Origin of the sequence: Paramesorhizobium endophyticum, assembly GCF_014640615.1 — a bacterium.
GTDB classification, from domain to species: domain Bacteria; phylum Pseudomonadota; class Alphaproteobacteria; order Rhizobiales; family Rhizobiaceae; genus Paramesorhizobium; species Paramesorhizobium endophyticum.
This window is the reverse complement of the sequence record NZ_BMHH01000006.1, coordinates 127767-153275: the sequence shown is the minus strand read 5'-3', so window position 1 is coordinate 153275 and position 25509 is coordinate 127767. Positions and strand designations below refer to the sequence as shown.

Sequence of the window (25509 nt, the reverse complement as noted above, 5' to 3'; positions counted from 1 at the left end):
CAATTTGAACCGCTACGAAGTTCTTCTGGAACAATTGACGATTAATTGTGCCGGTTACTTTGCCGTGTTTTTCTCGCCATTTTTTCTCTGACGCGAGCAATGAAATGAACGACTTCAAGATATCCATCACGAGCACAACACGCCGTCGTAAATTGCAGGATGGCACCATTGCCTCGTACCCACAATGGTACGTAAATTTCCGCGACCCCAAGACTGGCAAACGAATTCGCCGCGCCAAGGAACGTAAAAAGGACGCCGAAGCCTACAAGCTCGAACTTCTTCTGAAATTTGCTGACGGCAATTATGTCGATGCTCGGACTGCTCCAACAGTCGGGCAAGCCATTGATCATTGGTTGGCGGACAAAGAGGATAAGGTCAAATCCTCCACATTGAAGGGGTACAAGGTGGTGGCAAACGGCGCGCTCCGTGGCCCTCTATTGGTCGGCACCAAACAGGAGCGAGCGGACTATACCGAAAGCGGCATTGCACCAAAGAATGCCCGGTTCATCAAGCTGCTCGGCGATATTAAGCTGACGGACCTTACGACCGCGACGATCCGCATTTGGCATCGAGCAATCGTGGACCAATGCGGTGCCTATACCGCCAATAGGGCAAAGTCCCATCTTAAGTCCATTCTGGCGATGGCGGAGGAGGACTTTGGCATTCGTGCCCCTTCAATGCCGACTGGGTTGGCACGATCCCGGCATAAGGCCAAAAAGGCCATCCTGACCTCGGCGCACATTACAAAGCTGATCAATGCCGCAAAGGATGACCCGGAACACGGCGTCTATTACGCCTTCGCCTTTCTCGCCGGTACGCGCCCATCCGAACAACTGGGGCTACTCTGGTCAGAAGTGGACTTCGATAAAAATATCATCCGCATACGTCGTATCCAAGAACGCGACGGTTCACTGACCGAAATGACCAAGACGGAGGCCGGAACCCGCGATATTCCCATGAGCAGCGTATTACGTGAAATGCTTCTCGCATGGCGTCTCCGTTGCCCGCGCAAAGGCAAGGAATTGCACCGCGTTTTTCCGGGACCGGGGCGGCTACAAGAATGGCCGCAGCCACGGATTGGCGGCGGCGGACCACTCCTTTATCAAAACTTCCGTAAGCGTTATTGGCAACCTGCTTTCAAAAGGATCGGGCTGCCCTACGTTACCCCGCACAGCGCGAGGCATTCTTTCATCTCGACGCTGCAAGCACAGGGGATCGAAATTGGGCTGGTAGCCCAGATCGCCGGTCATGCGAATCCGACAGTGACGCTCGGCCATTACACACAAGCCGTTCGCAATGCCGATGTGGCTATCGACGCGCTGGATCGCGCTTACGCAGGATAAGACAAAGCGGGCGTCAGCAAACCGACGCCCGCTCGTTTGCCCCATTTATGGCTGCTTATTCCGGCTGAAGAGCGATGTAGTCGGCGCACTCGCATTCGCCCAATTCTTCGAGCCTGCAGTCGATTTCGTCGGCAGCGATCCCCATCAGTACAGCAGCCTGTTCCAAGGGAAACCATTCTTCCACGCCGTTCCGCTTGTCTCTTACCAAGATGTGCATTGTGCTTTCCTGTGTCTTTCCAAAAAGGAAAACACGGTGAAAGCCAGCGCGCAATTATTTAAGTAAAATCAAAATGTTAGGAGATTATTGTAGCTTTACCGCATCGAACTGCTAGGCGCAGGCATGGGCTACGGACTGCCGCTATCCCCTGCCCGCTATATGTGTAGCTGGCCTACTGGCTGCGGCCACGGCGTATGCCTTCCCGTGGCGGGGCGTACATGCCTGTGGCGCACTGTAGCAGCGCCCCTATGTACGGTCGCTTCCGGACGGGATTGTTCGCGCCTCCCCCCACCACCAATATTATCGACAGTAGCAACGGGACCCGCGTTGCCCTCGCGAATAGTCGCAAAGGCATACGCGGGTATGTACGAATCTATTGGATGCGGTATTCGACCGATGCAGCGCCCACACGGATTACACGCAATGTCTTTCCGGCAATTTTTACGCTCTGGCCTTTGCCGAGGTTGAACTGGATGGGGTGAGAAGCAGTGGCATAAGACGACGATCCCCGCGCCGGAACAAACTGATAGGATGTTGAGGTCGCCGTGCCCGAAACGGGCATCCGTCCGATTGATCCGTCGATATTGGTTCGTGTCGTGTGTGGAAGGATAAGCGGCGTTTCCGACATTGTGGTCGCATTGCTCGTTATCTCAACGTCCATCCGCTCAAACACGGCCTGACCGCCTCGGCTGCCAACAAATCGTACGGTCGTGCCCCCAGCATTCGTCGTTCGACCAAAGAGGTCTGCTTTCCCGAATGCGTTTGGCAAAGCCCGCTGCGATCGAAAGTTCAGCACGGTATCGCCCGGACCTGCCGACATAACGCCTCCAGTCACGGGCGTTACGAGTGACGTTTTGGTTTCCACCGGGGCGCAGGCTGTAAGTGTCAGCGTTGATAAGACAAGCGCTGGTCGCAACATTCTAAGTAGTGGCATTAGACTATCTCCCAAGCCTTTGAGACAAAATATTTCAAAAACCACGCCGAAAAATCACCGTCAATTATCCGACCGACAGCGCTTCGGCTTTCAGATATTCGGCTTTGATGAAGCGGTGTTCCGAACGATGCGCCGCAGCCTCGGCGGCGGTTCGCAAACGTTCAGGACTTTTCGGATTCAGAACCAAAAAGAACACCACATGGGCTGTGGTGAACGTCCAGAGTGAACAATCGGGTGCGAAAGCACGTAGTTGCTCCGAACGCTGTGCGATAAATGCCTTCCGTTCGATACGTGGAAAATGCTGGTATATTAGGAGCGACTTGCCCGCACCGTAAAACGCAGCCGCCTCGTCCAGATAAAGATATTTGCACGAATTCTTCCGGCCTTTCGGCAGCGACACTTCCAGCCCATTGTCAGGATCGAAGAAGACGAGATCGGCAACACGAAATGCATCTGAGCAACGGTCCATGAAAGCCTGTCGCCCGGAAATATCATCCGGCAAAAGCTCATTGAAATATGTAGCCTGCTGAATCGCGCCACTGTTTTCAATTACCTGCAAACGGCGACGATTCGGCTCACCAGCCACATGCGCGAGAATGTCGAAGAGTTTTGGATCGAGATGCCGAAACGTCTCCGGCTGTTTTAGATAGTTGAGCTTGTTTCCGTCCGCTCGTCCGTCTGCTGGGGTCAACATCCAGCAAACGCCGATGGAGTTAACGCCGCCAGCCGACAATGCCCGAAGCAGCGCGTACTTGCGATAATCGTTTATGTCCCCAACGTATTGATGTTTCACAACTGCCCCCGAATCACCCAATAGGAGGCAGCATATAAAGATACCCTGATTTGGGGTACTCGAAAATCGGGTTTCTACAGAGCGCTGATCTCAATATCGGCGCTTTATCGTGACCTCCATCCGTTCAGACCTTTATCATAGGATGATCGAGCTTCTTGTGCAGGCTCGAAAGGACGCTGGCGTGACCCAAGTGGAGTTGGGTAAGCGGCTGGGTCAACGCCAAACATTCATTTCCAAGATCGAGTTGGGAGAGCGCCGCCTTGATGCAGCCGAATTTATCGAGGCTTGCCGGGCGATACCGGTTGATCCCTATGCACTTATGCAGAAGGCCGAAGGGGCGGACTAAGCCCAATTCCTGAGAACAATATTGTAATCCCACATCAGGGCGATTTCAGAAACCATGGCATCGGATAACGTGTAACCGCGCGGTAACCCGTGTCCTTAAAGCGCCATTCCGAATGCTAGGAAACCGAGGCCTGAATAAGCAAAAAGCCCCGTAAACGGGACTTTTGGAAACTAGAAAACTGGAGCGGGCGAAGGGATTCGAACCCTCGACCCCAACCTTGGCAAGGTTGTGCTCTACCCCTGAGCTACACCCGCTCGCTGCCAGCGCGTCGCTGAAGACGAGGGCTATATGGCCCAACCGAATGAGGAATGCAACAGGAAATCGATGGAAATTTTTCAATTGTTTTTGGCCTGTGGAATTCCGGGCTTCTGGTCGGTGGAAAACCAGGCGAGGCGCACAGTGAGATGGAAAGCCGGAAAATGTTTCCGTTCGGCTTAAGGTGCGGTAGACCATTTCTATCCGGAAATTTGTACGAGACCCGAACGATTTGCCATGCCGAAAACCCCTGACGAGCTTTTTGCCTTCCTCGACGAATTGGGAATCAGCGTGAAAACGGTGATCCATCCGCCGCTCTTCACAGTCGCCGATTCGCAATCGCTTCGCGGCGAGATCCCCGGCGGGCATACCAAGAACCTTTTCCTCAAGGACAAGAAGGACAATTTCTTCCTTCTCACCGTGGAGGAAGATGCGGTGGTGGACCTGAAATCGGTGCATACGCTGATCGGCGCGGCCAGCCGCGTCTCCTTCGGCAAGCCGGAAAAACTGATGGAATATCTGGGCCTCCTGCCCGGCTCGGTCAGTGCGCTCGGCACGATCAACGACACCGGGAACCGCGTGAAGATCATTCTCGACGAGAACCTCATGCGGCATGACGTCATCAATGCGCATCCGCTCACCAATGAGGCGACCACATCCATCGGACGGGACGATCTCGTGCGCTTCCTGCGTGCCACTGATCACGAGCCGGAGATTTTGCCCGTGGCGACATCGCCGGACGCGACCGCGGAATAAAGCTGCCGGACAGGTCTTGAAACACCCGTTCCAAGACACAAACTGACCATAAACCGAGAAATGCAGCGTAACAAGGACGGATCATGAGCACCGATAGCAGCCAGACAGGCGCGGACATCTCCATGCAACCGAAGCCCGCAAATGGCGCTGCGAATGCCGGCGCGCTCATCAAGGAAACCACCACTGCCGCATTCTCCGCCGATGTCATCGCCGAATCGCGCAAGCAACCGGTGCTGGTCGATTTCTGGGCACCCTGGTGCGGACCCTGCAAGCAGCTGACACCGGTTCTGGAAAAGGCCGTCAAGGAAGCGGGCGGCAGCGTCAAGCTGGTCAAGATGAATATCGACGATCATCCGGCCATCGCCGGTCAGCTCGGCATCCAGTCGATCCCCGCCGTCATCGCCTTTGTGGACGGCCAGCCGGTCGACGGCTTCATGGGCGCGCTGCCCGAATCGAAGGTGAAGGAATTCATCGACAAGGTCGGCGGTCCCGGCGGCAAGGACGCGGCGATCGATGAAGCGCTGGCCGCTGCTGCCGAATTGGTCACCCATGCGGATTATGACGAGGCCGCTCAACTCTATTCGGCGATCCTGCAGGAAGCGCCCGGCAATATCACGGCAATTGCGGGCCTCGCGAACTGCCTGCTCGAGATGGGCGACAGGGAACGGGCGCGCAAGGTGCTCGACGATGTGCCTGACGACAAGAAGAACGACGCGGCCATCCGCGCCGTGGAGGCCCGGCTGGCGCTGGCGAAACAGGCCGCGAAGCTTGGCGACCCGAAAGAGCTAGAAGCGAGAATTGCCAGGGATCCAAAGGACTATCAGGCGCGTTTCGATCTCGCCATGATCCACAATGCGCAAGGCCGACGCATGGAAGCCGCTGACGAGCTTCTGGCGATCATGCGGGCCGACCGCAGCTGGAACGACGACGGCGCGCGCAAGGAATTGCTGCAGCTGTTCGAGGCATGGGGACCGGCTGACGCGGCAACGCTCGCAGCGCGGCGCAAACTGTCCTCGCTGCTTTTCTCCTAAGGAGCGAAAGAGGACGAATCAACAACTGCCGCAAACGGGCAGGAAGAGAGTTTTTCGATGCAGGCGGGCAACGCGCATTACCGCACCATAAAGGACGTTCCGGATGTCATTCCGGTTTTCCCCCTGAAGGCTGCGCTGCTTTTGCCGAACGGGCAGCTGCCGCTCAACATCTTCGAGCCGCGCTATATCGAAATGCTGGATGCCGCCATGGCGGGCAGGCGCATCATCGGCATGATCCAGCCCTGCCTCGATGGCGATGCGAGCGCCACCGCGCGCACGGTTCCCGATCTCTGCGAGGTCGGCTGCATGGGCCGCGTCACCACCTATGCCGAAACCGGCGACGGGCGCATCCTGATCACGCTCCAGGGCATCTGCCGCTTCCGCGTCCTGGAGGAAATCGCCAGCCGCCTGCCCTTCCGTCAGTGCCGCGTCGCGCCTTTCCTCGCCGATCTGGACGAAGCCGCCGGCACGATGGAAATCGACCGCCAGGCGCTGCTCAAGGCGTTCCGCGATTATCTCGAAGCCAATAATCTCACTGCGGATTGGGACAGCATCTCGCGGGCAGGCAATGAGACGCTGGTGAACGCGCTTTCGATGATGTCGCCCTTCGGCCCCGCCGAGAAACAGGCTCTCCTTGAAGCTCCAGACCTCAAGGCGCGCGCCGAAACCCTGATCGCCATCACCGAAATCGCGCTCGCCAAGGAACGGGACGATTTCGGCTCCAGCCTGCAATAATCGAAAGGCGCTGCCATGAGCGAAGAGAGAAAGCCACCCGCCATCGACCCGAAGCTACTGGAACTCCTCGTCTGCCCGCTGACCAAGAGCAGGCTTGTCTATGATGCGGAGCATGAGGAGCTGATTTCCGAGAAGGCCGGCCTCGCCTACCCCGTGCGCGACGGCATTCCCATCATGCTGCCTTCGGAAGCCCGAACGATAAGTGAGTAGGGGATAAGGGAGTAGGGAAGGAAAACATATTTCCCTTACTCTCTTATTCCCCTAATTCCCTCCCCCGCACCATAGTTGAAATGCCCTCGCCGCTTGTCTAAGACACAAGCCATCATTTCCAGCGAAGGCGTGGCATCATGGCATCCAGAAAACTCCTCCTCCTCCCCGGCGACGGGATCGGCCCGGAAGCGATGGCCGAAGTCCGCAAGATCATTGCCTCTCTCAATGAGGATTTTGGCTTGGGCTTCGAACTCGACGAGGGGCTGGTCGGCGGCGCGGCCTTTGATGCCCATGGCAGGGCGATTTCGGAAGAGGACATGCAGAAGGCGCTAGCCGCCGATGCCGTGCTGTTCGGCGCGGTCGGCGGGCCGAAATGGGACGGCGTGCCCTATGATGTGCGCCCCGAAGCCGGCCTACTGCGCCTGCGCAAGGATATGGAGCTGTTCGCCAATCTGCGCCCCGCGATCTGCTACCCTGCGCTGGCGAGCTCATCTTCGCTGAAGCCCGAAGTCGTCGAAGGCCTCGACATCCTCATCGTCCGCGAGCTCACCGGCGGCGTCTATTTCGGCGAGCCGAAGGAAATCATCGATCTCGGCAACGGCCAGAAGCGCGGCATCGACACGCAGGTTTACGACACCTTCGAGATCGAGCGCATCGCCGGGGTTGCCTTCGAGCTGGCCCGGACGCGCGGCAATAAGGTCACCTCGATGGAAAAGCGCAACGTCATGAAGTCCGGCGTGCTCTGGAACGAAGTGGTGACCGCGACGCACAAGGCGAAATATTCCGACGTGCAGCTTGAGCACATGCTGGCCGATGCCGGCGGCATGCAGCTCGTGCGCTGGCCGAAGCAGTTCGATGTCATCGTCACGGACAATCTCTTTGGCGACATGCTGTCGGACGTCGCGGCGATGCTGACCGGCTCGCTCGGCATGTTGCCCTCGGCATCGCTCGGCGCGCCCGACGCCAAAACAGGCTCCCGCAAGGCGCTTTACGAGCCGGTGCACGGCTCCGCGCCTGATATCGCCGGCAAAGGCGTCGCCAACCCCATCGCCATGATCGCCTCGCTCGCCATGTGCCTGCGCTATTCCTTCAACCTGATCGCTGAGGCCGACCGTCTCGAAGCGGCCATGTCAGGCGTTCTTGACGACGGCCTGCGCACGGCTGACATCTGGACCGAAGGCACGAAGAAGATCGGCACCACGGAAATGGGCGACGCGATCCTGGCGAAGTTCAAGGCGCTTTCGGTTTAAGGCGCTTTCGATTTGAGGAAGCGCGCCCCTCGCCCTCGTGGTTCCAAGCACCCTTCGACAGACTGAAGAGATGCACCAGGAGGGTGAAGGGGAAAATTGCGGTAGCCCTAATTCTTGCCACTGGAATCATGCCCCAGGTGCGGACGCAGCGGCGAGGAAAAGCTGGCTACCGCCCCTGGAAAAACCTTCTGTTTGTCAATATTCACCCAGCTTGATGTCAGGCGTATATTCCACGCCCTCCACTTCCTTCACCACCGGCTGGCCGCAATGCATGACGCCTGTGGCGGCGTTGAAGGCGTAGGTGGGGGAGCCGTGGAGCTGCCAGCCCTTGTTCAAGGCGGCGGTGACGCGGTGGCAGAACTGGGCGTCGTCGGGCCCGGTGATGAAGCGGTAGAGTTTCATGTCTCATATCCCTTGGGTCAGGCGCGGGTGTTCTTTCCGGCTTTCACTCCGCGCCAAGCTGGTGTAAAGCGTTGCGGTTGGGAAGGAAAGGTGGAAACCCTATGGACAAGTTTACCAAGCTCACCGGCGTTGCCGCTCCGCTGCCGATCATCAATGTCGACACGGATATGATCATTCCGAAGGATTATCTGAAGACGATCAAGCGCACGGGGCTCGGTACCGGGCTATTCGCCGAGATGCGCTATCGCGAGGACGGGTCGGAAAATCCCGATTTCGTGCTCAACAAGCCGGCCTATCGCAACGCGCAGATTCTTGTCGCGGGCGACAATTTCGGCTGCGGCTCCTCGCGCGAACATGCGCCCTGGGCGCTGCTCGATTTCGGCATCCGCTGTGTGATCTCGACCTCGTTCGCCGACATTTTCTACAATAACTGCTTCAAGAACGGCATCCTGCCGATCACGGTCTCCCAGGAAGATCTGGACAAGCTGATGGACGACGCCTCGCGCGGCGCCAATGCGACGCTGACGGTCGATCTGGAAGCCAAGGAAATTCACGGGCCGGATGGCGGTGCGATCAAGTTCGACCTCGACGACTTCAAGCGGCATTGCCTGCTCAACGGGCTCGACGATATCGGCCTCACCATGGAGAAGGCTCCGAGCATTGCCAGCTTCGAGGCGAAAAACGCCGAAGTCCGTCCTTGGGCCTGAGTCTAGGCCATCCGCAGGCGCTGAGTGGTAAAGGAAAGAGCATGGCCCGAACCGACCTGACCGGCGATTGGGCTACACGGTTTTCGCCTTCGCTCGATGAAATGGAGTCGCTGGCGATCGAAGCTTATGCGCATCTGCCGGCGCCCTTCCGTGAGCTATGCGGCGATATCATCATCCAGGTCGCCGATTTCCCTGATGACCAGATCGTTGACGATATGGGGCTGGAGACGCCTTTCGACCTTCTGGGCCTTTTCGAAGGGCGCGGCATCGGCGAGCGCTTTTCGGTGGCGACCGGCGAGGGGCCGAACCGGATCACCCTCTACCGCCGCGCCATTCTCGACTACTGGGCGGAGAATGAGGAAACGCTGGGCGATATCGTTTCCCACGTGCTGATTCACGAAATCGGCCATCATTTCGGGCTGTCGGACGACGATATGGAGCAGATCGAGGCGAGCGCGGAGTAGGCGGGTTTCTAAGTAAATGAAACGCGGCGGGACAGCGCCCCCTCTGTCCCGCCGGCGCTTTTATAGAATGAATATTTTTACTCAGACCGCCAGCGCCTTCGGCTTCACCAGGCCGCGCGTGACCAGCAGTTCCGCGATCTGGATGGCGTTGAGGGCTGCGCCCTTGCGCAGATTGTCCGAGACCACCCACATGGCGAGGCCGTTTTCCACCGTGATGTCCTCGCGGATGCGGGAGATATAGGTGGCGTCTTCGCCGGCGGCCTCATAGGGGGTGACGTAACCGCCATTCTCCAGCTTGTCGATGACTTGGCAACCGGGCGCCTCGCGCAGGATGTCGCGGGCCTCGTCCGCCGTGATCGGCTTTTCGAACTCAATGTTGACCGCCTCGGAATGGCCGATGAAGACGGGGACGCGCACGGCGGTGGCGGTCAGCTTGATCTTGGGATCAAGGATCTTCTTGGTTTCGGCCACCATCTTCCATTCTTCCTTGGTGTAGCCGTCTTCCATGAAGACATCGATATGCGGGATGACGTTGAAGGCGATGCGCTTGGTGAACTTCTTCGTGGTGATGGGATCGGCGACGAAGACAGCGCGCGACTGCTCGAAAAGCTCGTCCATGCCTTCCTTGCCCGCGCCGGAAACCGACTGGTAAGTCGCGACGACGACGCGCTTGATGGTGGCCGCATCGTGCAGCGGCTTCAACGCCACGACGAGCTGCGCCGTCGAGCAATTGGGATTGGCGATGATGTTGCGCTTGCGGAAGCCGTCGATGGCGTCGGGGTTCACTTCCGGCACGATCAACGGCACGTCGGAATCGTAGCGCCAGGCCGAGGAATTGTCGATGACGACGCAGCCCTGCGCGCCGATCTTCGGCGACCATTCCTTGGAAACCGTGCCCCCCGCCGACATCAGGCAGATATCCGTGTCGGAGAAATCGTAATTGTCGAGCGCCTGAACCTTCAGCGTCCGGTCGCCATAAGACACTTCCGTGCCCTGGCTGCGGCGCGAGGCGAGCGCCACCACCTCATCGGCGGGAAAGCCGCGTTCTTCGAGGATATTGAGCATTTCGCGGCCCACATTGCCCGTGGCGCCGACAACAGCAATCTTGAAACCCATTGTTTTCTCCTGTCCCTCTCCGCTTCTCTTGAAGAAACCCGGCGGCCATTCGGGTTTTCCTCCCCGGGCCGGACCCGGGAGAGGGTGAGCAGGCCAAGGGAAATCAGACCGTTTTCGTGGTCGTTTTCATCGTTTTGGCCATGGTGGAGAGGGAGAACAAGCGCCCGCATCCGGCGAAAAAGCCGGAACGATGAGACTTAGCTGGCGCTGCTGAGAGCCGAAGCACGAGGGGGTTCTCCTTGTCCGGCAATGGTTCTATCCCGTTTTAATTAAGAGTCAATTGCCGGAGCCTGCAAATCTAAACGCTTTCTTAGACTAAAGAATACTGCCCCAACAGCGCGTTTGCAGGCATGATGCGCACGTATATCGCGAAGCGTTCGGCTGGAGGATCCAGATGCCTCGCGTGTTTTCGCTGTTCATGCTGTCTGGGAGGACACATCATGACTATGACCGCAAGCGCCGATGTCGGCGCGCAGAAAATGACGCGCGAGGAGAAGAAAGTTATTTTCGCCTCGTCGCTCGGCACCGTTTTCGAATGGTACGATTTCTATCTCTACGGCACGCTCGCCAGCTTCATCGGCGCGGCCTTCTTCAGCCAATATCCTGAAACGACGCGCAACATCTTCGTGCTGCTTGCCTTCGCGGCGGGCTTTCTCGTGCGTCCCTTCGGCGCGCTGGTGTTCGGGCGGCTCGGCGATCTCGTCGGGCGTAAGTACACCTTCCTCGTCACCATCGTCATCATGGGCGCATCGACCTTCCTGGTCGGCCTTCTGCCCGGCTCGGCGACGCTGGGCATTCTCGCGCCGATCATCCTGATCGTCCTGCGCATGCTGCAGGGCCTGGCGCTCGGCGGCGAATATGGCGGCGCGGCAACTTACGTGGCGGAACACGCGCCCAACAACCGGCGCGGCTTCTTCACATCCTGGATCCAGACCACGGCAACGCTCGGCCTGTTCCTGTCGCTGATTGTCATCCTCATCATCCAGAACAGCATGAGCAAGGAAGCCTTTGCCGATTGGGGCTGGCGCATTCCGTTCCTCGTCTCGGTGCTGCTGCTCGGCATATCCGTCTGGATCCGCCTGCAGATGAACGAATCGCCCGCCTTCAAGCGCATGAAGGAGGAGGGCAAGGGCTCCAAGGCGCCGCTGTCGGAAGCCTTCGGCCAGTGGAAGAACGCCAAGATCGCGCTGATCGCGCTTTTCGGCCTCACCGCCGGCCAGGCCGTGGTGTGGTATTGCGGCCAGTTCTACGCCCTGTTCTTCCTGCAGAACGTGCTGAAGGTGGAGAACGAGTCGGCCAATATCATGGTCGCGATCTCGCTTCTCCTCGGCACCGGCTTCTTCGTCTTCTTCGGCTGGCTGTCGGACAAGATCGGCCGCAAGCCGATCATCATGGCGGGCCTGCTGCTGGCAGCGCTGACCTATTTCCCGCTGTTCAAGGCGCTGACTTACGCCGCGAATCCGGCACTGGCCCAGGCCGAGCAGACGATCAAGGCGTCGGTGACGGCGGCTCCGGGGGATTGCACCTTCCAGTTCAATCCGACCGGCACTTCGAAGTTCACCAATTCGTGCGACATCGCCACGGCGTTCCTGTCGAAATCCTCTGTGCCTTACGAAATCGTGCCGGGGCCGGCAGGTTCGCCCGCAACCGTCAAGATCGGCGATGCGACCGTCACGTCCTATGACGCGGCGACGTCCGGCGCAGGGACGGCGGGCGCGGCGGCCAAGTTCGGCCACGACATGAATCTGGCCCTGCAGAAAGCCGGCTTCCCGCTGGTGCGCGATGCAGCCAAGGTGCCGGATTCCAAGCTCGACGCCTTCGCGGCCGCCAATCCGGAACTGAACCTTGACGTCAATGCCGTCCGCGCCGGTGAAAAGGCGATGGTGCCGGCGGCGGACCTGGTCAAGAGCAAACTACTCACTCCGGCGGAAGCCGAAGCGGCCGGCAATGCGGACCAGGCGGTCTACACCATCCCGAATGGCGGCGCGTTCAAGATGGTCGCCGACCCTGACGCCATCAACTGGCCGCTGACCATCGCCATCCTGACGATCCTCGTGATCTACGTCACCATGGTCTACGGACCCATCGCCGCCATTCTCGTGGAGATGTTCCCGACTCGCATCCGCTACACCGGCATGTCGCTGCCCTACCATATCGGCAATGGCTGGTTCGGCGGCCTGCTTCCGGCGACGGTATTCGCCCTCAGTGCCGCCCAGGGCGATATCTATTACGGCCTCTGGTACCCGATCATCATCGCCGCGATGAGCTTCATCGTCGGCATCATCTTCGTGCGTGACACCAAGAATGTGGATTTGCACAAGGTGGATTGATCGCCGCCTCTCCCATACAAAGACGCCGCTCCAAAGGGGCGGCGTTTTCCTTTTGAATCCCTGTTTATCTATACTGCGCTTCGATCTCGATCAGCTTCTGCTTGCGCCAGAGGCCACCGCCATAACCTGTCAGCGAGCCGTCCGCGCCGATGACGCGATGGCAGGGAATGATGATGGCGATCTGGTTCGAGCCATTGGCCCTTGCCACCGCGCGCACTGCCAGCGGCTTGCCGATGGTTTGGGCGATTTCGCTGTAGCTGCGTGTTTCCCCTGCGCCGATCCGTTGCAATTCCCGCCATACGCCTTGCGTGAACGCGGTGCCATGCATGGTGAGCGGCAGATCAAACGCGGCGGAGCGACCGGTGAAGAACTCGTTCAACTGGTTCTCAACCAGATCATGGGTCGCAAAACGGCCGATGCCGATATCGCCCCGGCAGGCGGCGTGGAGTTTTTTCAGTTCCGCCGGCAGCGCCTTGCGGTCGGCGAACTCCAGCAGGTGCAGGCTATTCGCATCGCAGACAGCGATCATGGTGCCGAGCGGCGTCCTGATCCAGTCGGCGCGCAGCAGGCTGCCCTTGCGAAGCTGCGCGGGCGGCAGGCCGAGAATGCGGGCGAAGGCGTTGCGGAAGGCTTCGGGCGATTCGAAGCCCGCATCGATCTGCGCGTCGATAACCCGCGCGCCATCGGCCAGCGCCTGAAAGCCGTGGCGCAGCCGCTCCTGCCGCGCCATTTCCAGAAAGGTCATGCCGAAATGGCGGCGGAAGCTGCGGCGGACGGTCGAGGGATCGAGCCCCATGCGCGCAACGGCGTCCTCGCTCCAGCGCCTGACCGGATCGGCTTCGAGCGCGTCGAGCAGTTTCTTCACGGCAGGGTCGGCTTCAGCGGCGGGCTGGAGCGGATGGCATCTCTTGCAAGCGCGGAACCCCGCGGCCATGCATTCGGCCACCGTCGCGAAGAAGCGGCAATTCTCGCGCTTCGGCTTCCGCGCCGGGCAGGTCAGTCGGCAGAAAATGCCGGTGGAGGTAACGCCGACATAAGCCCGGCCCTCATAGGAGCCACCACGGGCGAGAAGCGCGTCGTAAAGTGTATCTGGATCAGGGAACGTGAACAGCATGCCGCTATTCTTAGCGGCTGAGCCGGAAATTACAGCCGGAAATCGGGCAGTTATTAACTCACCCCAACCCTCTTTTCGCAATCATCGCATCCGGCGTCGGCATCTTCCCGCGGAAGGCCTTGTAAAGCTCTTCCGGATCGCGCGAGCCGCCTGCGGAATAGATATATTGCTTCAGCCGCGCTGCGAGTTCCGGGTTGAACGCATCGCCCGTTTCCTCGAAGGCGCTGAAGGCGTCGGCGTCGAGCACTTCCGACCACATGTAGGAATAATACCCGGCCGAATAGCCATCGCCCGAGAACACATGGGTGAAATGCGGCGTGCGGTGACGCATGATGATGGCGTCGGGCATATTGAGCTTCTTCAGCGTCTCCGCCTCGAAGGCGAGCGGGTCGGCAACCGGCTCGCCGCTGGCGTGGAACGCCATGTCCACCAGCGCCGAAGCGGTGAACTCCACCGTGTCGAACCCGGCATTGAACGTCTTCGCCGCCAGCATCTTGTCGAGCAGCGCCTTCGGCATCGGCTCGTTGGTAGCATAATGCAGCGCATATTTTTCCAGCACTTCCGGCACGGTCAGCCAATGCTCGTAAAGCTGCGATGGCAGCTCGACGAAATCGCGCGACACGGCGGTGCCGGCAACCGACGGCCATGTCACATCGGAAAGCAGCCCATGCAGCGCGTGGCCGAATTCGTGGAACAGGGTACGCGCGCCGTCGACCGAGAGCAGCGCCGGCTCGCCCTTGGGCGGCTTGGCGAAATTCATCACGTTGTAGATGATCGGCTCCGCGCCGCCCCCATCTTGACTATCACTCAGCTTGTGCTGCGATTGCAGCGCACTCATCCACGCGCCCGACCGCTTCGATTGACGGGCGAAATAATCGCCCAGAAACAGACCGCGACGGCTGCCATCCGGGTTCTTCACTTCCCATACCCGCACATCCGGGTGCCAGGTGGGAACGCCCTTCTTCTCCTCGAACTGCAGGCCGAACAACCGGGTCGCGACGGCAAAACACGCCTCGATGATCTTTTCCAACTGCAGATAGGGCTTCAGCTCCACCTCGTCGAAAGCGAACAATTCCGCCCGGCGCTTCTCCGCATAATAGCGCCAGTCCCACGGCGCGACCTTGTGATTGCCGCCCTCCGCGGCGATCAACCTTTGCAGCTCGGCCTCTTCTTCCGCCGCCCGCGCCCGCGCCTTGTCCCAGACGGGCTCGAGCAGCCCCATCACCGCTTCCGGCGTCTTGGCCATAGTGTCGTCGAGCTTATAGGCGGCGAAGCTCTCATATCCGAGCAGTTTCGCCTTTTCAGCGCGCAAGGCGACCGTTTCGGCCACGATGGCGCAATTGTCCGATGCGCCGCCATTCTCACCGCGCTTTGCCCATGCTTGGAACGCCTTTTCACGCAGGGCGCGGTTTTGCGAGAAGGAGAGGAATGGCTCGATCACCGCCCGCGCCAGCGTCACCGCCCAGGCATCCGGATGCCCACGCTCCTCCGCCGCGCCGCGCATAGCCTGACGCACGAAATCCGGCAAGCCCGCCAGATCCGCCTCATCGGTGATGATGAGCGCCCAATCGGCCTCGTCCTTCAGCACGTTCTGGCCGAACTGAGCGCCCAGCGCCGCCAACTTCTCGTTGATATCGGCAAGCCGCGCCTTGCCCTTCTCGTCCAGTTTCGCGCCGCTGCGAACGAAGCGCTTCCAGCTTTTTTCCAGCACCCGCAGCGTTTCGGCGTCGAGACCCAGCGTATCGCGCGCCTCGTAAAGCGCATCGATGCGAGCGAACAGCCGAGCGTCCATCATGATTTTCGAATAGTGCCGCGATAGCTTCGGCGCGATCTCCCGCTCCAGCTTCTGGATTGTTTCATTGGTATGCGCGCCTGCCCGCAGCCAGAAAATGGCGGAGACGTGCTGCAATGCCTTGCCGGCCAGTTGCAGCGTCTTCAGCGTATTCTCGATATCGGGCGTCTCACCGTTTGAAGCGATCGCCTCGATCTCGGCCGTGTCCTGCGCCAATGCCGCCTCGAAGGCCGGGGCGAAATCCTCGTCGGAAAAGGCGGTGAAATCGGCAAGCCCGAGCGGCCCCTTCCAGTCGGTGAGGGCAGGATTGACGGCGGCTTTCGTGCTGGACATGGGCTGGGACTCCAATGGGTAGAGTAAGGCGGGTGCTTTTATCTAAGCCGCTGAAAGCAAAGGCACAAGGGAAGCGGCCCTTGACTTCTGCGGGCTGCGGCAGCAAATCATGGCCAGCGTTGCTGCATTCTCCCGCAGTGGCGGTTTCGTAACGGAGTTCAACTCACAATGCCAAGCGACAGTTACAGTCGATTGTCCCAGCCGTCATCGGCAGCCGTGATCTGACCGCTTGCAAACCGGTTTGTCACGATCCTGCCCATGACGGCGGATCGACGGAAAGGCGAACCGATGACCCCCAAGAGCTTCTCCCCGGACGTCAACACCCCGGAAATCCCTGATATTGCCGCTCTCCCGGCGGTGGCGATCGCCCAGCATCTGGCCCGGATGAACCCGGGCGACGCGATCGAAGTCCTGAATGACCTCGATATCGACGACGCCATCGCCGCCATCGAGCATATGCGGCCAGAGCAGGCCGTGGATCTGCTCGACCGGCCCGAATTGCGCCGGACCGATGAGATTTTCGAGAATTTGCCGCTCAACCAGGCGGGCAGCCTGCTCGACGCCATGTCAGCGGACCGCGCCACAGATATTTTCCAGGAACTGGACGAGCCCCTCCGCACCCGACTTTTCACCGTGCTGGCCCCGGAAACCCGGGCCGCGCTGAAAACGCTGCTGGGCTTCCCGCCCGATACCGCCGGCAGCCTGATGACCACTGAGTTCATCGCCGTTCCCGCCAGTTGGACCGTTTCGCGGACGCTGCAATATGTCCGCGAGGTGGAGCGCTCGCGGGAAACCATCTATGCCATCTATGTGGTCGATCCCCGCACGAAAGTGCTGGAGCATGTCGTCACCCTGCGCCGCCTCATCACCAGCGAACCGGACGCCTCCATCGCCTCCATCAGCCGCGACGGCAATCCGGTCGCCATATCGCCGCTCACCGACCGCGAGGACGTGGCGCGGCTGTTTCGCAAGCATGATCTTCTCGCCGTGCCAGTCGTGGACGAGGGCAACCGCGTCATCGGCATCGTCACCGTCGATGACGTGCTCGACGCCATGACCCACGAGGCGACCGAGGACGCCTATAAGTTCGGCGGCCTCGAAGCCATCGACAAGCCCTATATGGAAATCGGCTTCCGCGAGATGATCAAGAAGCGCGGCGGCTGGCTCTCGGTCCTGTTCCTCAGCGAAATGCTGACGGCAAGCGCCATGCAGCATTTCGAGGGCGAGATCGCGAAGGCCGTGGTGCTGTCACTGTTCATCCCGCTGGTGATGAGCTCGGGCGGCAATTCCGGCTCTCAGGCGACTTCGCTCCTGATCCGCGCCCTGGCGCTGCAGGATGTGAAATTGCGCGACTGGTGGAAGGTGGCGCTGCGGGAACTGCCCACCGGCGTCGCGCTCGGCGCGCTCCTGGGCGTCATCTGCCTCATCCGCATCGCCGCCTGGCAAGAGCTCGGCTTCTACGATTATGGACCGCACTGGATGCTGATCGCCGCCGCCGTCGCCACCGCCCTGGTCGCCATCGTCACCTTCGGCTCCCTTGCGGGCTCGATGCTGCCCTTCATTCTCCAGAAGCTCGGCTTCGACCCGGCGAGCGCATCGGCGCCTTTTGTCGCCACGCTGGTGGATGTCACAGGGCTTGTCATCTATTTTTCAGTAGCGATGGTTATCCTCTCCGGCACGCTATTGTAGTGCACCCTCCTTCCCCCTTGCGGGGAAGGTGCCCGCATAGCGGGCGGATGGGGGTGGTAAAGGCAGCGCGCTGCGATTGCACGTTGAAGCGAAACCGTCACCACCCCCACCCGACCCTTCGGGCCACCCTCCCCGCAAGGGGGAGGGAAAGGCGCGTCCCCCCTTTCGCAAACGCGGAAAAACCTGTATGCACCGCCGCAAACGGCGATCGCTCGAAGCGGGCGTCTCAACTTTCAATCATTAGAAGTGACCCCACATGCAGTTGCGCAACATCGCGATCATCGCTCACGTCGACCATGGGAAGACCACCCTCGTCGATGAGCTTCTGAAACAGTCCGGCTCGTTCCGCGAGAACCAGCGCGTTGCCGAGCGCGTCATGGATTCGAACGATCTGGAAAAGGAACGCGGCATCACCATTCTCGCCAAGGCCACTTCGGTCGAGTGGAAGGGCGTGCGCATCAACATCGTCGATACCCCGGGCCACGCCGATTTCGGCGGCGAGGTCGAGCGTATCCTCTCGATGGTGGATGGCGCCATCGTGCTCGTCGATGCCTCCGAAGGCCCGATGCCTCAGACCAAATTCGTGGTCGGCAAGGCGTTGAAGGTCGGCCTCAAGCCAATCGTCGCCATCAACAAGATCGACCGCCCGGATGGCCGGCACGAGGAAGTCATCAACGAGGTGTTCGACCTCTTCGCCAATCTCGACGCCACCGACGAGCAGCTCGATTTCCCGATCCTCTACGGCTCGGGCCGCGACGGCTGGATGAATTTCAATCCGGAAGGGCCGAAGGACCAGGGCCTCGCGCCGCTGCTGGACCTCGTCCTGAAACATGTTCCGGAGCCTGATGTCGGCGACGAAGACGGCGCGTTCCGCATGATCGGCACCATCCTGGAAGCCAATCCCTTCCTAGGGCGCATCATCACGGGCCGCATCCATTCCGGCTCGATCAAGCCGAACCAGCCAGTCAAGGTGCTGGGCCAGGACGGCAAGCTCATCGAGCAGGGCCGAATCTCCAAGATTCTGGCTTTCCGCGGCATCGAACGCACCCCTATCGAGGAAGCGCACGCGGGCGATATCGTCGCGATCGCCGGACTTTCCAAGGGTACGGTCGCCGATACGTTCTGCGATCCCTCCGTCACCGAAGCGCTGCACGCCCAGCCCATCGACCCGCCGACGGTCACCATGTCCTTCATCGTCAATGACAGCCCGCTTGCCGGCACCGAAGGCGACAAGGTGACGAGCCGCGTCATCCGCGACCGCCTGCTCAAGGAGGCCGAGGGCAATGTCGCGCTCAAGATCGAGGAAGCCGAGGGCAAGGATTCCTTCTACGTCTCCGGCCGCGGCGAATTGCAGCTCGCTGTTCTCATCGAGACCATGCGCCGCGAAGGCTTCGAGCTCGCCGTCTCGCGTCCGCGCGTCGTCATGCACAAGGACGAGAACGGCACGCTGATGGAGCCGATCGAGGAGGTCGTGATCGACGTCGACGAGGAACATTCCGGCGTCGTCGTGCAGAAGATGTCCGAGCGCAAAGGCGAGATGGTGGAACTGCGCCCCTCCGGCGGCAATCGCGTCCGCCTGCGCTTCTATGCTCCGACGCGCGGCCTTATCGGCTACCAGTCGGAACTTTTGACCGATACGCGCGGCACGGCGATCATGAACCGCCTGTTCCACGATTATCAGCCCTATAAGGGCCAGATCGGCGGGCGCATCAACGGCGTGCTGCTCTCCAATGGCGCTGGCGAAGCGGTTGCCTACGCCATGTTCAACCTGGAAGACCGTGGCCCCATGATCATCGAGCCGGGCGACAAGGTCTATCAGGGCATGATCATCGGCGTTCACTCGCGTGACAACGATCTGGAAGTGAATGTTTTGAAGGGCAAGCAGCTCACCAACATCCGCGCCGCCGGCAAGGACGAGGCCGTGAAGCTGACCCCGCCGATCCGCATGACCCTCGACCGCGCGCTTTCCTGGATTCAGGACGACGAGCTGATGGAAGTGACGCCGAAATCCATCCGCCTGCGCAAGATGTATCTCGACCCGAACGAGCGCAAGCGCTTCGAGAAGAGCCGCAACCCCGGCGCGGCATAAGGCCAGAAACCATCCAACGGCGCCCTCGGGCGCCGTTTTTATTTCCGGCAATTCATCCTTTCATCTTAATCCGGGTTTCATCACATCTGGGGATTGCCCTCTCCTCGCCACTTGCCGCCAATCGCCTCCTGCGGCATGCTTGGCCTCATGACGACGCTGACCATCGATATAAGACGTGCCGTCCTCGATGATGCGACTGCGATCGCGGATGTGCACCATGAAGCCTGGCGAGGCGCTTATGCCGGGATCATTCCGGCGCGGGCGCTCAACGCCATGCTGGAGCGCCGCCGCGCGGAATGGTGGGCGCGCGCCATCCGGCTTTCCACGCAGATACTGGTGGCCGAAGCGGGCGGGCATATCGTCGGCTATGCCACCCTCGGCGCCAACCGGGCCCGCCAGCTCGCACAGAAGGGCGAGATCTACGAGCTTTACATCAAGCCGGAATATCAGGGCATAGGCCTTGGCGGACGCCTGCTGCGCACCGCGCGGCGCTGCCTTGCCGATCTCGGGCTCAACGGCACCGTCGTCTGGGCGCTGGAGGACAACACGCTCGCCCTCTCCTTCTATCGCGGTGCGGGAGGCCGCGATATCGCCGAAGGCATCGAATGCTTCGAAGGCAAGACGCTGAAAAAGGTCGCCTTCGTCTGGAATTAACGGCGTATTCTCCTCCTGCCTTTCCTTGCTTCCCGACCGTTTCGTTTTTGTTGCGCCGCGTTATGAAACCCGTTATCAGGGCGCGAAACGAAAGGGTGCCTCCATGAATATCGATGCTATCTCAATCGGCTCCAATCCCCCCGAAGATATCAACGTCATAGTCGAAGTGCCGGTCGGCGGTCAGCCGATCAAGTACGAGATGGACAAGGAAGCGGGCGCGCTCATCGTCGACCGTTTCCTCTACACGCCGATGACCTATCCCGGAAATTACGGCTTCGTGCCGCACACGCTTTCCGAGGATGGCGATCCCATCGACGTTCTGGTCTGCAATACGCGCCAACTGGTGCCGGGCTGCGTCATCAATGTGCGCCCCATCGGCGTGCTGATCATGGAAGACAATTCCGGCAAGGACGAGAAGATCATCGCCGTCCCCTCGCCGCACCTGACGCGCCGCTATGAGAAGGTGCACAACTACACCGACCTGCCGGAAATCACCCTCCAGCAGATCGCCCATTTCTTCGAGCACTATAAGGATCTGGAGCCCGGCAAATGGGTGAAGATCGGCGACTGGGGCGATGAAGACTATGCCCGCCAGTTCATCACCGAGGCGATTGAGCGCGCCAAGAAGGTGAAGGCGGCCTGATCGGAAATCAGCCGAAATTGACAAAGCCCGTCCCCAGCGACGGGCTTTTTGCTTTTCAGGCTTTATCGAGAGCCAAAGCTTGAAGCTTTTCAGCCAGCACCGCTGGATCGCCCTCTATCTTTATCTGCTTCAGCCGGGATGTCGCGCCCGCGACGACCGCCACGCCGGCGCCGGCGACATCAAGCGTCTTCGCCAGGAGCTTTACCAGCGCCTTGTTGGCTTTTCCATCTTCCGGCACGGCGCGCACACGGGCGTTGAGATAGCGCCGCCCGTCCGATTGCTCGCCCACGCCCTCCACCGCATCCTTTGAGGATTTCGGCGTCAGCCGCACGAAAAGCGTAACGCCGTCCTTCTCCGGGCGAAAGAAGCCGTCGCTCACAGCAACATGGGCGCGATGGTCGTCCACAGCAGCTGGCGGATAAAGAAGATGATGAGAAGCAGGATGATCGGGGAAATATCGATCCCGCCCAGATCGGGCAGGATGCGGCGTATCGGGCGCAGCGCCGGCTCGGTCACCCGGTAGAGGAAATCTCCGACCGAGGCCACGAAGCGGTTGCTGGAATTGATGACATTGAAGGCATAGAGCCAGGAAAACACCGCCGAGGCGATGATGATCCAGGTAAAGATGTCGAGCGCGAGGTCGATGGTGCGAAGCAGCGCAAGCATGGATATCTCCTTCAAGTCCCCGACTTGTACCTTTTGCGGAATGCGAGAACAAGATCAATCGGATGGCAGGCTTACCGAATGATGTCGCCCTTCTGCGTTTTCCTTCCCGGACATGTTTTCCCAAGCTCACTTTCCCTTGACATCCCCCCTTTGTCGCCTCTAAATGCCGCTCGCATCGGTGGACGGGGCTGTAGCTCAGCTGGGAGAGCGCGTCGTTCGCAATGACGAGGTCAGGGGTTCGATCCCCCTCAGCTCCACCAATGTTTCCATCCGCTGATCACCACGTATATTTCAAGCCGAGACGACCGCCATAACTGTAGCTGGCTGGCCCATCGAGCGCTGCCTTGTAGTCGCCGGAGGCGTATGCGAATGTGCGGTCGGTGAGCTGGCCGGTGATGCCAAGCTCGAGTTGAGCCCAGCTTTGCGCCCGGTCGATGACGAGATGCACTGGATTGCGGCCGTAAAGGTTCGAGATCGTCATGTCGGACCTACTACCGAAATCATGTAGGAGATTGACCCGTCCCCAGGTGGTGACCGTGCGCGGCTTGTCCTCCTTGCCCATGACATGGGTCTTCACCACCCGGGCGCCGATGCGGCCATGCCATTGGTTCGTCTCGCCAAAGTGGATAAGGGCATAGCGATCGCGCGCGTCGTTGAGCGCGATATGCTGATAGATCAGTTGCGCCTGTGGTTCTATCGACCAGCCATTGTCGAACCGGAACGGGTAGCCGCCTTCGACAGAGGCCACGGCGCCCCACCCGTCAGTGCGAACATTCTCACCCCATTGCGAGCTGGCCGCGACATCCTGATACCAGGCCCCCTGCACGACCATGTCGAGATACCAGCCCTTGGTCCCGAAATGCGTCCAATAGCCACCGAGTTCATAGGCATCTGTGCGGAGCGAGCCGGACGGACCGCCAACGATGTGCTCGACATCGGCATTGCCTTCGCTCATCCCGATAGTGACGCCCGCCTGCCCGGAAGAGCCGTCATCGCCTTCCCGGCGATAAAGATCGATCCCGGCCTGCAAGCCCGCGATGGTGTAATCGAAGCCGGGTCCATCGATCAGGAAATCGTCCGACTTCATGGCCCCGGTCCGCCCGAAGCCACGCAGCCACGCGGTGGCTGGCTCGCCATGCTCATCGGCGCGGTCGCCGACGCGGTCGTGCAGATTGCCGAGCAGGGCAAGTCCCATCTCCTGCGCCAGGCCGGGTATGCCCCAATAGAGCGGCACCTCGCCGCGATAGGGCGGAGGCGGCGGCAGGATGCAATTCCTGGTGCCATCCGGGCATGGCGGCGGGGGAGGTGGCGGCGGAGGTGGCAGGATACAGTCCCACGTGCCGTTGGGGCACGGCGGCGGTGGCGGTGGCGGTGGGGGCAGAATGCAGTCCTTGGTGCCGTCCGGGCATACCGGCGGAGGGGGTGGCGGTGGCGGTGGCGGAAGAATGCAATCCTTGATACCCTCAGGGCAGATAGGCGGTGGCGGTGGCGGCGGAGGGGGCGGCAGAGTACAATCCTTCATGCCATGTGGGCAAATGTTACGACCGCCTACCCGCAGATACCAGTTTCCGTCATTGGGATTGCCGCCATTGGCCGGATCGCCGCCTTGAACCAATTGATACTCATAGCTGCCCGCAGCCACACGCTGGCCGAGGGCGAAAGCTGTGACTGGACTTTGCCCGGTGACATCGACAAGCTTGATGCCGTCCCCGGTCGTCATCCCGCCGGAATTCTGCGGATCCGAATCCTTCACATAAACATGGGTGGCGGCGCTGCCTTGATGCACGGCCTTGACCGCGAGCAGATCGGAATGCGAACCGGCGCCGAGGAAACTGTTGAACAGTATCTGCCCGCCGGTCGTGTAGGCTCCGCCGGTGATCGTCTTGTAAGAGCTGTCCATCTGCGGATCGCCCGTGCGCTCAAGAAATTTGACGACGCCGCTATTGGTGAACATGCCCCGATAGTCTGAACTTCGGGTGACATTCCAGGTGCTGTCGGTTAGCGAGAAATTGTAAATGGCGGTGGTGCCACCGGTTAGAACACTGGTGCCGGTGAGGGCAATGTTGGTCTGGGCCACATTAGACGCCGTATCGATCAGGTCGCCCTTGATTGCAGTGGCGTCGGCATTGAGGGTCACGAGGCCGCCACTGGTGTAAAATGTAGAACTGCCGGTGCCGCGCGTCACATGCAGCGCATTGCCATTGCCGCCATCGGCGTTGATTTGCGAGCCATTGCTGAGATTGATGGTGATCGGCGGCGGTGGTGCGCTCAGATAAACCCATACCGGTGAGGAGTAGGTCAGAATCCCGGTGACGCCTTGAAGCACCGAATTATTGATGGTCGCGACCTGGGGCGTTGTGGAAACGAGATCAGTTGCCATATAGAGCGCCGCCAATCGCGCCGATGTGACATCGGTATCAGCTATCGAGACACCCGCGGCGTCCTCGGTTGCGACTCCATAAGCTCCGGTGCCCCAGGCGTTGACGGCAGACCGATTACTCTGCGCATCGGCCTTTAACGTGATTGCGCCGGAACTCGTGGCATAGATTCCATGAGACCCTGTGCCTTTGGATGCATCAGCCGGATCGCCGGTCGTGATGGAACTCCCGGCCAGCGTGAAGATGCCGTTGTTATATACATAAGCGCCATGGGCGCCGCTGCCGGTCGTATTGATGGAGCCCTTGGTGGAAGCGTGGGTGAAATCCAGCGTGCCTTCGCTGGAAACTTGCGCGCCATGGGCGCCGTCGCCCGATGTTGTAACATCTACACCGGTCGCGCCTATGCTATACGCGCTTCCGCTTGCAAACAGTCCTATAGAGTTACTGCCATCTGTACTGACAGTCAGATCCGTAAGTGTGATTTTACCGTCAATATCGCCGCCTGACATTACGCCATAGAAACTATCGCCATGTACGGTAATGGAGCCGCCGGTAAGCGTGATTGAGCTTTTATGTTGCATATACACCGCGCCAACCTGGGGCCCGGGCCCGGATACGGTGGCCGTGATACCAATGTTCGTGCCGGTGATGTGGCCGTTATCGGCGAAAACGGCCTCGTCACCCACGACAGTAATGGTCGCCCCGTCAGGCGTAATCGTGACGGTGGCATTGGTGGCGCTGCATTTCGCAGTCTGCATCTGGCCCGCGCAGCCTCCCACCTGCGCCATCGCCTCCGTGACGCCCCCACCCAGCACCACTCCACCCGCGATCAGGACACCAGCCAGCACTCCGCGCGGGGCCACCGCCCTGCCAACCGTGTCTCCCCGTGAGTTCTCTTCCCGTCCGCCCACCCTTCCATGCGCCGCCATGACACATTCTCCGGCCATCGCAGGCCGCGACCAGCGATCAGGTGAATTTTCAAGTAATCATCATATGATTTATGACAGTTTTATTTATATGTAGTTAAAATTAGAATATAGTTTTTTGGGAAAACCGTTTCTCTTGGATAAATTTCTAGCTATTTCGAAGTAGTAGAAGAATATCCCTCTTCGTCTATGGCCATGCTCTCGAGCTTGCCCGGAAAATCCATGATGTTCGAATCTGGAGAAGCGAAATTTCCTGTCGGCGGGACAAGCCTCGGAATGACGGTTCAGGAGGAGCCGCTTTAAGCGGCCAATGCGCTATTTCCAAGCCGCATATGC

General features: G+C 60.0%; 24 protein-coding genes and 2 tRNA genes. 15 read left to right on the top strand and 11 right to left on the bottom strand.

Going from position 1 to position 25509, the window contains the following annotated elements; genetic code table 11:
* Positions 1 to 104: 104 nt before the first annotated feature.
* Positions 105 to 1343, top strand: coding sequence for a tyrosine-type recombinase/integrase (locus IEX53_RS09550; RefSeq protein ID WP_188823816.1), 1239 nt, complete (start codon positions 105 to 107; stop codon positions 1341 to 1343).
* 55 nt (positions 1344 to 1398) lie between these two features.
* Here IEX53_RS09550 and IEX53_RS09545 read toward each other — a convergent pair whose 3' ends face one another.
* The 3 genes from IEX53_RS09545 to IEX53_RS09535 form a co-directional block, all read right to left on the bottom strand.
* The gene (locus IEX53_RS09545) at positions 1399 to 1560 is read right to left on the bottom strand and encodes a hypothetical protein (protein ID WP_188823806.1); all 162 of its coding nucleotides are present in this window, start codon (positions 1558 to 1560) and stop codon (positions 1399 to 1401) included.
* Between the two features lie 373 nt (positions 1561 to 1933).
* Positions 1934 to 2380 (bottom strand): hypothetical protein, encoded by a 447-nt coding sequence (locus IEX53_RS09540; RefSeq protein ID WP_188823803.1) that lies wholly within the window; start codon positions 2378 to 2380, stop codon positions 1934 to 1936.
* A gap of 178 nt (positions 2381 to 2558) precedes the next feature.
* Positions 2559 to 3287, bottom strand: coding sequence for a hypothetical protein (locus IEX53_RS09535; protein WP_188823800.1), 729 nt, complete (start codon positions 3285 to 3287; stop codon positions 2559 to 2561).
* Between the two features lie 109 nt (positions 3288 to 3396).
* Here IEX53_RS09535 and IEX53_RS09530 point away from each other — a divergent pair, with 109 nt between their 5' ends.
* Complete coding sequence (locus IEX53_RS09530; protein ID WP_210311637.1) at positions 3397 to 3633, top strand: helix-turn-helix domain-containing protein; 237 nt, start codon at positions 3397 to 3399, stop codon at positions 3631 to 3633.
* A gap of 179 nt (positions 3634 to 3812) precedes the next feature.
* On the opposite strand, the gene IEX53_RS09525 is transcribed toward IEX53_RS09530, so the two are convergent.
* Positions 3813 to 3887 (bottom strand) — tRNA-Gly (locus IEX53_RS09525).
* Between the two features lie 238 nt (positions 3888 to 4125).
* On the opposite strand from IEX53_RS09525, the gene IEX53_RS09520 reads away from it, so the two are divergent.
* From IEX53_RS09520 to leuB, 5 genes are all read left to right on the top strand, one after another.
* The gene (locus IEX53_RS09520; RefSeq protein ID WP_188823798.1) at positions 4126 to 4644 is read left to right on the top strand and encodes a prolyl-tRNA synthetase associated domain-containing protein; all 519 of its coding nucleotides are present in this window, start codon (positions 4126 to 4128) and stop codon (positions 4642 to 4644) included.
* 83 nt (positions 4645 to 4727) lie between these two features.
* Positions 4728 to 5675: a thioredoxin gene (gene trxA, locus IEX53_RS09515; protein WP_188823796.1), complete on the top strand. Its 948-nt coding sequence runs from the start codon at positions 4728 to 4730 to the stop codon at positions 5673 to 5675.
* A 57-nt stretch (positions 5676 to 5732) separates the two neighbouring features.
* Positions 5733 to 6410, top strand: a complete 678-nt coding sequence (locus tag IEX53_RS09510; RefSeq protein ID WP_188823794.1) for an LON peptidase substrate-binding domain-containing protein — start codon at positions 5733 to 5735, stop codon at positions 6408 to 6410.
* 15 nt (positions 6411 to 6425) lie between these two features.
* Positions 6426 to 6620, top strand: coding sequence for a Trm112 family protein (locus tag IEX53_RS09505; RefSeq protein ID WP_188823792.1), 195 nt, complete (start codon positions 6426 to 6428; stop codon positions 6618 to 6620).
* 137 nt (positions 6621 to 6757) lie between these two features.
* Positions 6758 to 7870, top strand: coding sequence for a 3-isopropylmalate dehydrogenase (gene leuB / locus IEX53_RS09500; RefSeq protein ID WP_188823790.1), 1113 nt, complete (start codon positions 6758 to 6760; stop codon positions 7868 to 7870).
* Between the two features lie 195 nt (positions 7871 to 8065).
* Here the strand turns inward: leuB and IEX53_RS09495 are convergent, their stop codons facing one another.
* Positions 8066 to 8272, bottom strand: a complete 207-nt coding sequence (locus IEX53_RS09495) for a DUF1737 domain-containing protein (RefSeq protein WP_188823788.1) — start codon at positions 8270 to 8272, stop codon at positions 8066 to 8068.
* A gap of 101 nt (positions 8273 to 8373) precedes the next feature.
* Here IEX53_RS09495 and leuD point away from each other — a divergent pair, with 101 nt between their 5' ends.
* Both leuD and IEX53_RS09485 read left to right on the top strand, forming a co-directional pair.
* Positions 8374 to 8979, top strand: a complete 606-nt coding sequence (gene leuD / locus IEX53_RS09490) for a 3-isopropylmalate dehydratase small subunit (RefSeq protein WP_188823786.1) — start codon at positions 8374 to 8376, stop codon at positions 8977 to 8979.
* A gap of 41 nt (positions 8980 to 9020) precedes the next feature.
* Complete coding sequence (locus tag IEX53_RS09485; RefSeq protein WP_188823784.1) at positions 9021 to 9443, top strand: metallopeptidase family protein; 423 nt, start codon at positions 9021 to 9023, stop codon at positions 9441 to 9443.
* Between the two features lie 81 nt (positions 9444 to 9524).
* Here the strand turns inward: IEX53_RS09485 and IEX53_RS09480 are convergent, their stop codons facing one another.
* Entirely contained in the window at positions 9525 to 10559 is a 1035-nt protein-coding gene (locus IEX53_RS09480) for an aspartate-semialdehyde dehydrogenase (protein ID WP_188823782.1), read from the bottom strand.
* A 440-nt stretch (positions 10560 to 10999) separates the two neighbouring features.
* Between IEX53_RS09480 and IEX53_RS09475 the strand changes: the two genes are divergently transcribed.
* On the top strand, positions 11000 to 12889 hold the full coding sequence (locus IEX53_RS09475; protein WP_188823775.1) for an MFS transporter: 1890 nt from the start codon (positions 11000 to 11002) through the stop codon (positions 12887 to 12889).
* A gap of 64 nt (positions 12890 to 12953) precedes the next feature.
* On the opposite strand, the gene IEX53_RS09470 is transcribed toward IEX53_RS09475, so the two are convergent.
* Complete coding sequence (locus tag IEX53_RS09470; protein ID WP_188823774.1) at positions 12954 to 14003, bottom strand: bifunctional transcriptional activator/DNA repair enzyme AdaA; 1050 nt, start codon at positions 14001 to 14003, stop codon at positions 12954 to 12956.
* A 58-nt stretch (positions 14004 to 14061) separates the two neighbouring features.
* On the bottom strand, positions 14062 to 16128 hold the full coding sequence (locus tag IEX53_RS09465) for a M3 family metallopeptidase (protein ID WP_188823772.1): 2067 nt from the start codon (positions 16126 to 16128) through the stop codon (positions 14062 to 14064).
* Between the two features lie 288 nt (positions 16129 to 16416).
* Between IEX53_RS09465 and mgtE the strand changes: the two genes are divergently transcribed.
* The 4 genes from mgtE (at position 16417) to ppa (ending at position 21203) form a co-directional block, all read left to right on the top strand.
* A complete protein-coding gene (gene mgtE, locus IEX53_RS09460) occupies positions 16417 to 17817 on the top strand; it encodes a magnesium transporter (RefSeq protein ID WP_188823770.1) in 1401 nt (466 codons plus the stop codon).
* Positions 17818 to 18073: 256 nt separating this feature from the next.
* Positions 18074 to 19906 carry a translational GTPase TypA gene (typA, locus tag IEX53_RS09455; protein WP_188823768.1) on the top strand — a complete coding sequence of 611 codons (1833 nt, stop codon included), beginning with the start codon at positions 18074 to 18076 and terminating at the stop codon, positions 19904 to 19906.
* 147 nt (positions 19907 to 20053) lie between these two features.
* Entirely contained in the window at positions 20054 to 20560 is a 507-nt protein-coding gene (locus IEX53_RS09450) for a GNAT family N-acetyltransferase (protein ID WP_188823766.1), read from the top strand.
* Positions 20561 to 20663: 103 nt separating this feature from the next.
* Positions 20664 to 21203 carry an inorganic diphosphatase gene (gene ppa, locus IEX53_RS09445; RefSeq protein ID WP_188823764.1) on the top strand — a complete coding sequence of 180 codons (540 nt, stop codon included), beginning with the start codon at positions 20664 to 20666 and terminating at the stop codon, positions 21201 to 21203.
* Positions 21204 to 21258: 55 nt separating this feature from the next.
* Here ppa and IEX53_RS09440 read toward each other — a convergent pair whose 3' ends face one another.
* Together IEX53_RS09440 and IEX53_RS09435 are read right to left on the bottom strand one after the other, a co-directional pair.
* Positions 21259 to 21609 (bottom strand): DUF167 family protein, encoded by a 351-nt coding sequence (locus tag IEX53_RS09440; protein ID WP_188823762.1) that lies wholly within the window; start codon positions 21607 to 21609, stop codon positions 21259 to 21261.
* The gene (locus IEX53_RS09435; RefSeq protein ID WP_188823760.1) at positions 21579 to 21869 is read right to left on the bottom strand and encodes a YggT family protein; all 291 of its coding nucleotides are present in this window, start codon (positions 21867 to 21869) and stop codon (positions 21579 to 21581) included. Before IEX53_RS09435 ends, IEX53_RS09440 begins: the two co-directional genes overlap by 31 nt.
* 184 nt (positions 21870 to 22053) lie before the next feature.
* Here IEX53_RS09435 and IEX53_RS09430 point away from each other — a divergent pair.
* Positions 22054 to 22129: transfer RNA gene (locus tag IEX53_RS09430), tRNA-Ala, on the top strand.
* A gap of 17 nt (positions 22130 to 22146) precedes the next feature.
* On the opposite strand, the gene IEX53_RS09425 is transcribed toward IEX53_RS09430, so the two are convergent.
* Positions 22147 to 25176: an autotransporter family protein gene (locus IEX53_RS09425; RefSeq protein WP_188823758.1), complete on the bottom strand. Its 3030-nt coding sequence runs from the start codon at positions 25174 to 25176 to the stop codon at positions 22147 to 22149.
* Positions 25177 to 25509 lie beyond the last annotated feature (333 nt).